Source organism: Bradyrhizobium sp. CIR48 (assembly GCF_014198315.1).
Taxonomy (GTDB): Bacteria; Pseudomonadota; Alphaproteobacteria; order Rhizobiales; family Xanthobacteraceae; genus Bradyrhizobium.
This window is the reverse complement of sequence record NZ_JACIHG010000013.1, coordinates 26,535-39,198: the sequence shown is the minus strand read 5'-3', so window position 1 is coordinate 39,198 and position 12,664 is coordinate 26,535. Positions and strand designations below refer to the sequence as shown.

6 protein-coding genes and 1 pseudogene are annotated in these 12,664 nt (G+C 60.6%); all 7 read right to left on the bottom strand.

The window, feature by feature from the left end:
* Nucleotides 1–8 precede the first annotated feature (8 nt).
* Nucleotides 9–1,493 carry a coproporphyrinogen-III oxidase family protein gene (locus GGD66_RS33130; RefSeq protein ID WP_183260744.1) on the bottom strand — a complete coding sequence of 495 codons (1,485 nt, stop codon included), beginning with the start codon at nucleotides 1,491–1,493 and terminating at the stop codon, nucleotides 9–11.
* A 623-nt stretch (nucleotides 1,494–2,116) separates the two neighbouring features.
* A complete protein-coding gene (locus GGD66_RS33125; protein WP_312014210.1) occupies nucleotides 2,117–3,247 on the bottom strand; it encodes an IS110 family transposase in 1,131 nt (376 codons plus the stop codon).
* A gap of 113 nt (nucleotides 3,248–3,360) precedes the next feature.
* Nucleotides 3,361–4,707, bottom strand: a pseudogene (locus tag GGD66_RS33120) (IS5 family transposase).
* A 568-nt stretch (nucleotides 4,708–5,275) separates the two neighbouring features.
* Complete coding sequence (locus GGD66_RS33115; protein ID WP_183260742.1) at nucleotides 5,276–6,559, bottom strand: cystathionine gamma-synthase family protein; 1,284 nt, start codon at nucleotides 6,557–6,559, stop codon at nucleotides 5,276–5,278.
* A 1,687-nt stretch (nucleotides 6,560–8,246) separates the two neighbouring features.
* Complete coding sequence (locus GGD66_RS33110) at nucleotides 8,247–8,678, bottom strand: CopG family transcriptional regulator (RefSeq protein WP_183260740.1); 432 nt, start codon at nucleotides 8,676–8,678, stop codon at nucleotides 8,247–8,249.
* 7 nt (nucleotides 8,679–8,685) lie between these two features.
* Nucleotides 8,686–10,668, bottom strand: coding sequence for a conjugal transfer protein TraG (locus tag GGD66_RS33105; protein ID WP_183260738.1), 1,983 nt, complete (start codon nucleotides 10,666–10,668; stop codon nucleotides 8,686–8,688).
* 41 nt (nucleotides 10,669–10,709) lie between these two features.
* Nucleotides 10,710–12,449, bottom strand: a complete 1,740-nt coding sequence (locus GGD66_RS33100; RefSeq protein ID WP_183260736.1) for a VirD2 family relaxase/mobilization nuclease — start codon at nucleotides 12,447–12,449, stop codon at nucleotides 10,710–10,712.
* Nucleotides 12,450–12,664 lie beyond the last annotated feature (215 nt).

Here is a 12,664-nt window from a genome sequence, read left to right as displayed (position 1 = left end):
GCGAGCACTCACCTGCCCTGGCCAAAAATAGCTTGCATCTCTGCAGTCGCACCGTATCGCGCGGCCGGTGAGTAGTCGTGCTTCTCGATGAGATCAGTTCGTTTATCTAAGATCCTGCTATCGGTGCGCGCGACCCGCTCAAGCACCTCGTCGGAGAAAAATTGCAGCGATACCGCTCCCGAATTGATGATGCCAGCGGTGGTTAACGTCAGCACGCCTTCGTTTGAAATGCTGATGAGTCCCGCCTCAGTTAGCTTTTTGATCTCGCGACGAAAGTATAGTTCCATAGACACTCCAAATTCCCTCTCGAAGCGGGAGAGTGACACTCCACTACTTCGCAACGCGAGCATCACCGTTCTGCGCATCAGATCGTCTTGTGACAAGACGACGCCCTTCCACACTGGCTTCGCGCCAGACTCAACCCTGTGTAAGTAGCGATCCAAATCTGCCTCATTGTAGAATTGGCACTGACTCATGTAGCCAAATCCACCAACCCCGAATGGGACCAGATTATTGTCGTTCCAGGAATCGTATTTGCGACGCTGCTGAACCGAGTGCGGCTGCGACTTCTTGGTCCAATAGAAGATCGGGCCATGGCGATAGCCAAGTTTCGTGAGGATATGCTCAGCCATGAAATGCATGATGATGCGCTCCTTCGCCCCAGCGAATTGGTATCGTCCTCTGCTCAAATGGCGAGCTACGGGGTCCGTCGACTTGAACAACAATGGGAAGATATTGAACTTCTCCACTCCCATATCCAGCAGACCGATGAGCGAGTCATACCAACTTCGGAGCGTTTGCTGCGGCAACCCATAGATTAGGTCTAGCGACAGATTCTGAACACCTAGCTTATTGAGCAATTCAACCAGTTGTCTCACCTCGTCCACACCGTGCCCGCGGTTCAATATACGCAAAATATTTTGATCGAGACTTTGAACCCCCAGTACGAAGCGGTTTACGCCGCTTCTGAGCAGAGTGGATATGCGATCCGCTGCGTCCACCTGCTTTCCAAGAGAGGGATGCAATTCGAAACTCACTTCGGACTTCGATAGATCAAAGCGCTGCTTGATTATGTCAAATAGCGTCTTGAGTTGCGGATTGGTCAAGATTGAGGGGGTGCCACCTCCAAAGAAAGCTGTCTCAATAGCCCTGCCGGCAAGCGCCGCGTCCGACCAACTCATTTCTTTGTCTAGAGCCGCCAGGTAACGCTCCACACGTCTGGAACGCGGATTGATTTCCTTGGCGAAGTGACAAAATGTGCAATACTGATTGCAGAAGGGGATGTGAAAGTAGAGGTCAATTGACGACGTAATCTCACCCAACAATTTTTCGGCGTTCAGCTCGCCCATTGCTTTGAGAGGTGGATATGTGCCGACAAGATAATCGTTGTAGGTGTCAAGGTGTAGCTTTCGCGCCCTCAGCATGTCGAGGTTGATGTCGTACGAGCGGTCGATCGCGAACTCCAGTGCCTCGGAATAGCTCGGCGCGCGCATTTTTTGGACTCCTTTTTCGTGTGAAGGCAGGCGCGACGACACACAAGCGTCAGAGGGACGACTTTCTGTTCGGTCGATATGGTCGCCGCGCAATTTGAGCAGTGCGGATTCGCTGCCCCCGCTCCACCCAGATCACATCCTGCGTTGCCATCTTCTTCGCGACCCCCAGGCGCGGGTCAAAGATCGTCACGCTAACGACAGCGGCACCCGCATGCCGGAGCGAACCTCCAGAGGAATCGCACTCACGGTGCAGCGTCCCTCGCATTGATTTGCGACCTGTCGGGCACACTCATTTCAAATCCTGGACACCGAGACCACCACATGTTGCGCATCCTTATGGTGTCCAGCAATTGCCGTGCCATCAAAGACCGGCCCGCGACTCTTGCTTAAAGATGAACTAAAATTATCTGCCTACGCACCGCACCGACACAGACTTGTCGTGTACGCGTTCGGCTCTGGACATAAGCGCCTAGAACCGAACATGGCTGAACACGACAAGACGAAGAAGTCGTCCGTTCTTTAATCGCGGGCACGGTGTCAACCCCGATACACAAAAATGATCCGCTGCCGGGTTCATGGTTCTTTCCGCGGTCGTCTCTACAGGAGCCGCCGCATGATGGCGTTCAAGAGGTGTGGCATCCCGATGTTAAGAGCGCGGTGCGTAAAGCCCGCAGGGACGACTTCGAGATTGCCCACACCTTCGTCCCGGCAGGGACGCTTGTTCCGCCGAGGGCGGATCTGGGTCGATTTAAGACTGCTTCATGCGGCGCGCATCTCTGCTTGGAACTCGGTGCCGTCGGTCCAGATGGCATGGAGGATGACAACCATTTTACGAGCGACGGCAACCTGGCCTTTTTGGTGCCAATGCGTTTGGCCAGCTTGCTGCCCCAGCGCTTGAGCGCAGAACCTCGCCTGACAACGGTCAGCAGGACGTTCGCGGCCTCGAACAAATAAGTTCGCATCTGGTGGTTGCCGCGCATGGAGATGCGGCCAGTGCGATCCATCTCACCGGATTGATAACGTCTTGGTGTCAGGCCGAGATAGGCGCCCACGTCGGCGGAATGTTTGAAGCGACTGGGGTCGTCGATGGTGACGACGAAGGACAGGGCAGTCAGGGGACCGACACCAGGAACGGTCATCATTCGCCGAACAGTTTGGTCGCCTTTTGCCACTGCCATGAGTTGTCGATCGAACTTCTCGATTTGCTCAGTCAAACAGGACTGGGCAAGCAGCAGTGGTGTGAAAATATCTTGCAAATCCGGCGCTTCAGCAAGCACGGCGTCCACTTTGCGAGCCAGGTTGGTCGAGCCGGCCTTGCCGAGCACTATTCCTAACCCCCTGCACAGACCGCGCATTTGGTTGTCAATATCTCGCCGTAGACTCACCAGCTTGGTTCGTGCCGCCAGCATCGAACGAGTTTTCCAGCTCTCCGCCCCCTTCACGGCAGCTTCCCGATACCATCCCATGCGGGCCATTTCGGCCAACCCCTTGGCATCGTTCTGATCCGACTTGTTGATGCGCATCGACAACGCCGCGTGGGCATGACGCGCATCAAGGCAAAGCACTGGAAAGCCCAGTGCCTTGAGTTGGTGCCAAAGCCAATTCGATAGCGAGCCCGTTTCAAAAACGATCCGCTCAGCATTGCCGGCATGCCGCCGCAAGAGTTTAGCGATCGCCTCCGGATTGGTCGGCGCACACCCTTCGAATGTTACACCGCCGGTCTGGTCCAAAACGCAAATGCTGGTTTCTTCCATAGAGATGTCCAAGCCAACGTACTGCTTCACAGCGCTGCTCCCTTTCGATTTGCTGGCGCCGATCGTACCGATCCTCGTGTTCTCAAGAAGACGTCAGCCGCGATTACGCCATGTTAAGAAGCCGAATTGAGCGGGGCTGGACAGGCGAGCATGCGCCAAAGCTGGAACGGGAAGGGGCACAAGAGTTCTCTGAGCCAGGCAAGGATGCGGCGGAAGTTGTGGCCCACGGCCGAGAGGATGACGTTGGCGGCATCTCCTGCGCGGCCCTTGAGGTAGCAGCGTCCGAGGTGACCTTCGGGGTCTTCAGGTGTCCGATGATGGGCTCGATGGCGGAGCGGCGGCGCAGCTCGCGCTTGATGACACCGAAGACGCCGCGCTTCTGGCCGGAGATGAAGACGCGACGGGATTTTGTGCGTCGTGGCCGCGGTATCCCTTGTCGAGATAGGCCCGCTCGATCGAACAACCGGTGAGCGTCTCGGTGCGGTCAAGGACGTCCCGCAAGGTGTGACCATCGTACGGGTTATCGGGCATCGCCCTGGCGTGCAGCACGAACAGGCCACCGGGATCCCGGCGGTTGTTGGTGACGATGGAGGCCTTCACGCCGACTCGTAAGGTGCGCTGGCCTTGCCCTTGCCTATGCACTCGACCTCCGGAGCATGGAAGGAATACAGCTTCCAGCCGCGCTGGCGCTGCTGCTGCGAGCGGATCTAGGTGGCTCGGCTCAGCGGGAGGGCGAACGCCTCCTCCAGTGCAGGCTGGCCCCCGATCTTGCGGCGGATGTCGCCGATGATCCGGCCCAGCCGGCTGCGCAAGATACGCAACTGCCGCTGATGCCGCCTGAACTGTTTGGCATGGGCGTAGCGGCCCCGCCATCATCGCGGCGGCCTTGGCCACGCGAGAATAGGATTGCCGCAGCCTGACGCCGTGTCTTCTCGCCAGGCGGTTGAGGCCATTGATGGCCGCATGCAGCAGCTTGGCGTCGGTCGGAAAGGTGATGGCCTTCGGCTGCACCATGGTGTCGACCGTGACCCGCTGGGGGTCTTGGCCACGTAACGCGCCGGCCTGGTGTGCCACCCGCAGGCTCTCGGCCAGCAAAAGTTCCAGCTTGTCGCCGAGCCGCTTGCGCCAGTGGCTCAAGTCCGAGTGCTCGTGCGGGAAGACGTGCTGGAAGAACTCTTCGCCGGTGAAGAACTGGAAATACGGGTCATGGACCCAGCGTTCGCAGACCCCCTCATTGGACAACCCGAAAATGTGCTTGAGCAACAGCAGCCCGATCACGAAGCGGGTCTCGATCCCGGGTCGGCCGTTCTCGCTGTAGAGGGGCGCATCTCGCCGTCGATCCAGTCCCAATTGACCTTGCCAGCGAGCCGAACCAGCTCGTGATTCATGTTGATTATCTGGTCCAGCCTTGCCCGGAACAGATCGTTCGATTCCGTCGTCTTGTGCTTCTTCGGCCGCATCGTCCCTTCCGATGCAACACAGGATCATGGTCCGCAACGAAGGGAAATCCATAAAACGAAATTGCAGGGTTTGGGCTTCTCAAGCTCCCAATCCCTGCAATCTCAAATGCCTCCGCATCCGAGAAACAGACTCCCGCTCAATCGCTTAGAGGCTTGTTCACGGACGACCAAGGCTGAGGAAGGAGGAGCTGAATAAGGTATCCAAATGGATTGAACCATCTGCAGGGGCAGGCTTCAACCAATCCAGGCTGCTGCGTTTAAGAGACGAGGTGGCGAGCGGCTGAACTGCTTCAACTAGATGCAAAGCAGGAGCACGGTGATCGCGGTCGGGCACTGGATCGGGCGGCAATTGCGAGTTGGTTTCGTTCGTTGGCCCACGGGTCGCGCCGTCCCCGAATGGCTCGAAATCGAGTGAGATTGACGGCCTGCCGGCGATTCCCTGCTGAACGCATCCAGCAAGGGCTATTACGTCTCCCTCGTGCGGCAGCTCTCGGGCGCGCAAAGCAATGAGGCCGCCGCGGCGATCATATCAGCGTGCGGCGCGTCCAATCCGCTTTGATTCCCTCGCTCAAGCCGCGTTCAGCGCCTGCGCGAGGTCCGCGATCAGATCGGACGGGTTCTCGATCCCGATCGACAGCCGGATGGTGGAATCGAGCACGCCGATCTTTTGGCGAATGTCGGCGGGAACGCCGGAATGGGTCATGGTCGCGGGCAGGCTCGCGAGCGACTCGGTGCCGCCGAGGCTCACCGCCAGTTTGAGGATTTGCAGCGCATTGAGGAATTTCACCGCCGCCTCCTTGCCACCGACGATGTCGAACGAGAAGGTCGATCCCGCGCCCAGGCATTGTCTCGCGAACACCCGCCCCGAGGCCGAGGCTTGCTCGTGGTGGCCGAGATAATGCACCCTGGCGACCTTGGGGTGGTCGCGCAGATAGCTCGCCACCAGGCGCGCATTCGCATCCGCCTTTTCCATGCGCAGGCTCAGCGTCTCCAATGAGCGGTTGATCATCCAGCACGAATGCGGATCGAGCTGGGTGCCGATGGCGCCGCGGAGCGCCTTGACGCCCTTCATGATCGCCTTCGATCCGAGTGCGGCGCCCGCAATCAGGTCGGAGTGGCCGCCGACATATTTCGTCAGCGAATACAGCGACAGGTCCGCGCCGTGCTCGATCGGCCGCTGAAACACCGGGCCGAGCAGCGTGTTGTCGCAGGCGATGATCGGCGTGTGTCCCTGGGCCTTGCCGACGGAATCGGCGATGCGCCGGATCATCGCGACGTCGACGAGGCCATTGGTCGGGTTGGCCGGGGTCTCGATCAGGATCATCGAAACCCGCCCCCTGCCCATCGCCTCCTCCGCGGCCTGCCTGACGGAGGCTTCATCGATGCCGTCGGCAAAGCCGACCGCGCCGATCGACAGGCGCGCCAGCGTGTTCGTCAGCAGGGTCTCCGTGCCGCCATAGAGCGGCTGGGAGTGCAGGATGACGTCGCCGGGGCGGACGAAGGCGAGGATCGTGGTCGCGATTGCCGCCATGCCCGAGGAGAACAGCGCACAGCTGTCGGTGCGCTCGTAGACCGCGAGCCTGTCCTCGACGATCTCGCTGTTGGGGTGATTGAAGCGCGAATAGACCAGGCCCGCGCCCATGCCTTCCGGCGGCTCGCGGCGGCCGGCGACGTAATCGAAGAAGTCCTGGCCGTCTTCGGCTGTCTTGAACACGAAGGTCGAGGTCAGGAACACCGGCGGCTTGATGGCGCCCTCCGACAATTGCGGATCATAGCCATAGGTCAGCATCAGGGTTTCCGGATGCAGCATATGGTTGCCGATATGGGTCTTCGACGGGAACGGTTTTACCATGGCTGCCTCGCTGTTCTGTTGCTCGCCGCGCGTTGCGGACCGAATCGCTGGTACACTGCGGTGCTCACAAAATCGAGCCTGTATGCAGGTTCGTCAGCACCTGCTCCGGCAGCGGATTTCCAGACAGATCTAACTCGGCCCAGCGCTCAACTGCGTCAGTAGGTTCTCGGGTAGGCTGGTTAGCTGGTTGCCCCTAACGGCGAGAGTACACAGCATAGCGGGTAAGCCCTCCGGCAGATTCGGCAACTCATTGTAGCTGACGTCGAGAAACTGAAGCGCAGGAGGAAGGGCATCAGGCAGACTCGCTAGTCGGTTATCATTCGCGTTGAGGTAAGCGAGCACGGCCGGAAGGGCGGGCAAGTTGGTCCGCTGGTTGTGACTGACGTTGGGCGACCCGAGGGTGGCGGGCAGGATATCGGGCAGTTTGGTTAGCCGGTTGAAGGAAACGTCGATTTGCCTGAGGTCGGTCGAAAATCTGGGCAGACTGGTCAGGGACAACGATCCGAGATCGAGATGTTGATCTCTCTCGGAGAGATTTAATCGCGTTAGGGCTTCTTCTCGATCCTCGAGTGGGCTCACGTCCCGTTTGGCAGCCCAATTTTCAATCGTCTGGTCTTGGTCGTCCTCCGCATGAGCTGAATCTGCCGCGTCATAGCGTGTCAGCACTCGGTCCCACTGCGCCCCGGCCTCGTTTTCCTGCCCCTCTCGTTCGTTCGCAGAGATCCCATCGCCGCGCAGAATCCGTCCTGCCTCAAAAGATCCATTCCATACTCCCTTGCCAGGACTGAGTACGATACGTTGTAAACTCTGAAGCACTTACCTGTCGGTAAGCTGACGAAGAAGCTTACGACTATCCACATTTTTAAGTCAGAGTTTCGCTCTCGTTGCGATATCGATGAAACGCGATAGTCCGCGCCACATGATCAGATTCCCTGGTGGCGCATCGTTGGCGCGGGGGTGATAGCCGCCGAGCCATCCTGGCCTGCTGGTGAGCATCGACGTCAACCACGAAACGCGAGAACCCCGGCAGCAATGCCCCGGGGTTTTTGCTTGCTCTTGCAATCTTTTTACTACGCTATTGCGCGTAGCCCGACATTTGCTGTTGGCTAAATGCAACGCGCTGGTCGGCTTTTCGGTTAAGCATCTTCAGCCGAGTTGTGAACCCGAGATTTCATATGTCGACCTGATGCAACAAAGAGCTCCGCGAGACGCCTGCTCGTCTGGAACGTCCGTTCAGCTGTCACGGCCCGTCAAGTGTTCACAAACGCTTCATCAATTTCGCTCCGCCAGTTAGGGCGGCCGGCCTTGAAATGATCCAAGACAACGGGGCTAAGCCGAGGTTATTCGCCGGCGCCTCAGTGAGCCGCGGCGCCTTGCGCATCGTTGGAAAGATCTCGTCGAGGCTTTTGCCTTCGCAAAGTCGCGCTTAATTGGTCCATTTCGGATTATCGCTTAGCGATCATGTCATTGAGCGGGAGATGTTAACCAAGTCACCGTCGAGGCATCCAAGTGTTGGACAATGCTTTCGTGGCACTGCTGCCGCAAGACGATTTTCGACTACGGAAAGGCTTGCTCGGGCCTGCTGATTCCGCGCATGTTCGGTGCAAGACTCGACATTTCCATTGACGCTTCCACAGTACAACAGCGACGCCAATGTCTAGCTATCCCGATGATTGAGGCGGCTATCTCACGTCGGGTCATTCTCCTGAATATCCTCCGGGATCTCCTGCCGCAGCTTCGGCCCTTGACTGAGCCGTCGCCCCAGTGCTGCAACGAAATTGTCCCACCGCGCGCTCCCTTGCGCCCGCGCCGCTTTTGCTGCCGGTTCGGGGAGTGGCGGTGTCGTCGTGAGCCAGAAGCGCACGAACAATGCCAGCGTCTCGACCGAGATCCCCATGTCGCGTTCGAGCCGCGCGATGCGGCGATCGACTTGATCGAGTCGCTTGGCAACAGCGGCCTCCCGCCGCTCGTCCGCATCCGGCGACAGGAAGGATGCGATTGCGGCTTCGGCGATGAGCGACATCGGCTGCTCGCGCCGAGCCGCATAGGCCGACAGCGTCTTCATGACATCCGGATCGAGATAGACCGACATCTGGGCTTTCTTCTTTGGTGCGGTCATGCCTGCCTCACAATCCGAGATCGTCGCCGGGATCGAGGGATGCCTGGCGCGCGACGCCCTGCATCATGTCGTTTAGGCGCCCGATCCGCGGGGCATCTTCCTCGACTTCGTCCGCAAATTCCGAGGCGAACTCATTATCGAGGGGTTCGCTTCTCTCCACGGTGTCACGAGCCAGTTCCGGCTGCTGCCGGCGGTCAGCCATCTTCGGATCCTCTACGTCAGTCTCATCGTCGACCGAGGCCGGCGCGCCTGTCGGGCTCGGCGGCTGTGGCCGTGAACTCCAATCGTCCGGCCGGTTGTAGTTAGGCTCGGTCAGCGTCGGCGGCGCGAGGATGCGTTCCTGGAGACGGCTGTCCTCGTAATAGCGCGCCTTCTTGGCGCGGATCGGATGGAGGCCGGACATCATGACGATCTCATCTGACGGCGGAAGCTGCATCATCTCGCCGGGGGTGAGTAGCGGGCGGGCGGTCTCCGACCGCGATACCATGAGGTGACCGAGCCAAGGGGCCAGCCGGCTGCCGGCATAGTTCTTCATCGCCTTCATCTCGGTCGCCATACCCAATGCGTCGGACACTCGCTTGGCCGTCCTTTCATCATTGGTCGCGAAGCTGACCCGGACGTGGCAGTTGTCGAGGATCGAGTTGTTTGGCCCATAGGCCTTCTCGATCTGGTTCAGCGACTGAGCGATCAGAAAACTCTTGATGCCGTAGCCGGCCATGAAGGCGAGTGCCGACTCGAAGAAATCGAGCCGGCCGAGCGCCGGGAATTCGTCCAGCATCAGGAGAAGCCGGCGCCGGCCGGCCTTGCCTTGAAGATCCTCGGTCAGGCGGCGGCCGATCTGGTTGAGGATCAGCCGGATCAGCGGCTTGGTGCGGTTGATGTCCGAGGGCGGCACGACGAGGTACAGCGTGGTCGCCCGCTCTCCGCCGACGATGTCGGTGATCCGCCAGTCGCAGCGGCGCGTCACCTCCGCCACCACTGGGTCTCGATAGAGGCCCAGGAACGACATCGCTGTGCTGAGAACACCGGAGCGCTCGTTGCCGGACTTGTTCAAGAGTTCCCGCGCGGCGGAGGCGACGACAGGATGGACGCCGGCCTCGCCGAGATGTGCGGTCCGCATCATCGCGGCGAGCGTCGATTCGATCGGCCGCTTGGGATCGGACAGGAAGGCTGCGACTCCGGCGAGCGTCTTGTCCTCCTCGGCATAGAGGACGTGGAGGATGGCGCCGACGAGGAGCGCGTGACTGGTCTTCTCCCAGTGGTTCCGCTTCTCGAGGCTGCCCTCGGGGTCGACCAGGATGTCGGCGATATTCTGGACATCGCGCACCTCCCACTCGCCGTGGCGGACTTCCAACAACGGGTTGTAGGCTGATGATTTCGCATTGGTCGGGTCGAACAGAAGAACGCGACCGTGCCGAGCCCGGAAGCCGGCCGTGAGCTGCCAGTTCTCGCCCTTGATGTCGTGGACGATCGCAGATCCCGGCCAGGTCAGCAGCGACGGGACGACGAGACCGACGCCCTTGCCGCTCCGGGTCGGCGCGAAGCACAGGACATGCTCCGGTCCATCATGTCGAAGATAGGCGCGTTCGAACCGGCCGAGAACCACGCCGTCGGGCCCGAGCAGACCAGCCTGCCCGATCTCCTTTGCCTCAGCCCAACGTGCCGAGCCATAGGTCTCGGCATTCTTGGCTTCGCGGGCACGCCAGACCGACATGCCGATCGCGACGGTCGCGGCGGTGATGCCGCCGGAGGCCGCGATGTAAGCACCCTCAACGAAAATATGTGGCGCATAAGCATCATAGGCAAACCACCACCAGAAGAAGGCGGGCGGAAGGTAGAACGGAAAGTGGAACAGTTCGAACCAGGGCTGCCCGAGTTGCGTTTGGAAGCCGAGTCGCCAGGCGGTCCATTCCGTCGCGGTCCAGAACGTCAGCAGGACGATCACTAAGACAGTGATGACCTGCCCCCAGAGTATTTTGGTCGCAGACATGGCCGCCGCCCCTTTCTGACGTCAGTGATGGTCGGGATGGTTCACAGGCCGATCCCCCGGTTGCGCCCAAAGCCCCAATCGATGCCACCATCACCGCGGATGACGCCGGAGACGTGTCGACCGAGCTGCTTTTCCAGTGAGGGCGTCCAAGGCACGAGCTGGAAGCCGAGACCATCGTCGATCATCGCGAAGCGGCCGGAGGCGAGCGAGAAGCGTTGTCGATAGGTCCCAGTCACATATTCACCAGCAGCCGATGGATTGAACGGCTGGCCGGTCTCGGCGGCGAGCTGCTCACCGAGAGCCTCCAACTCCCGGCGGCGCAGTGTACCGATGATGTTCCTTGCGAACACAAGCCCTCGCGGCTGACGCTCGGCCAGCCCTTGATCGATGAGCTGATCTGCGCGCCGTTCCATGGCTTCGCGGACCTCGGCGCCGAAGCCGGCTTGCCCGAGTGCCACCGGATCGCGCGCGATCGCCTGCCGGTCGAGCCATGTCGCGCCACTTGCCGTCACCTGCGCTTCGATCGACAGATCGGAGCGAACGGCCAGCGCCACGCGACGCTGGCCTCGCGCGTCGTCGAACTTGCGGAGCTCGACGATCGACCCCGGTGCGCTGTCGCCGGCGGCATCGAGATCGGGGAGCTTGATATGGTGGGTACGGCCGTCGACGCCGTCGACCACGGCATAGGCTGTCGCCTTGAGCTCGTCATCGAGACCGCGATCAACGAGACGCCCGATGACGGGGACGCCAAGGTTTTCGCCTGCCAAAACGTAACTTGCGGTCCCGCGCTCGATGCCGCGTTCGGTCAGGCTGCGGTGGATGCGCTTGATGATGTCGCCGCGCTCGCCGAGCTCGCGCAACGTCGTCTCGGCGGCTTCGTCCATGGACCATTGGCCTGGCCCAAGCTGATGAGAGAGGCCAAGGCTCTCCAAGCGCCGCAGCCGACCCACCTTCAATGAATGGAACTGATCGGGCTGCCGCGCCGGATCGGGAGCAAGGTCGATGACACCATGCCGGCCTGCATCCCGAACAAGCTGGCGGTCGAGCTGGGTCCAGTGATCGGCTTCGACCTGGCTCTCGAGCGAGCGGTGAATGTCGAGATCGGAGCGCAGTCCGAGCTCCTGGGTGACCAGGTCCTGCCCGCGAGCACGCATCCCCTCCTTGATGTAGGCACGGGAGATCACGAGGTCCTGGCCGTCTTCGGCCACGCCCCGCACGAGAATATGGACGTGAGGGTGTTGGGTATTCCAGTGATCGACGGCGACCCAATCGAGCCTGGTCCCGAGATCTCTCTCCATCTGGCCGATCAGTTCACGCGCGAAGCCCTTGAGGTCGGCCATGTCGGCGGCGTCCTCCGGCGAGACGATGAACCGGAAATGGTGCCGGTCATTCTGGCAGCGCTCACCGAACGCCTTGGGATCGGCATCGTCGGTGTCGGGGCCGAACAGACGGGCCTTCTCCCCGTCCCGGGTGACGCCCTCGCGCCGGAGATAGCCGAGGTGCGCGCCGAGCGGCGCTGACCGCGCCTTGTGGCGGACGACGCGGGTTTTGATTGTCACCAGACGCGAGCGGCCCGTGAGCAGACGGTTCGCCCGCTCGCTGGCGACCCGGCCACGGCCGAAGCGCGAATGACGGTGGCTGGTCAGATGACCGGCTCGCGAAACGCCGCCGCCGGCGCGCTGAGCCGAGGCTAGCGCCTGGGCGATGAACGGCCTGGCCCGCTGGCTTCGCGAGGAGCGGATTCGGCCAAGTCGCGGCTGAAATTCGTTCTCCTCAGCCATGACCAGCCTCGGCAATGTGCGAAATGCAAAATCGTTGCAATGAGTTGACGGTCGCGCGCACATTGCGTGCCGAGGTCACACTTTGCCGGATCAGCAAAAAAGCAAAGCAACAACAACCAACCGACCGAGCCGCACCTTGCGGCCTTTTATCTCGCCCTCGTTCGGTCGCTATCGTGGTCTCCCGGTCGCTGGTTCCCAGGACCCAACTTCCGAGC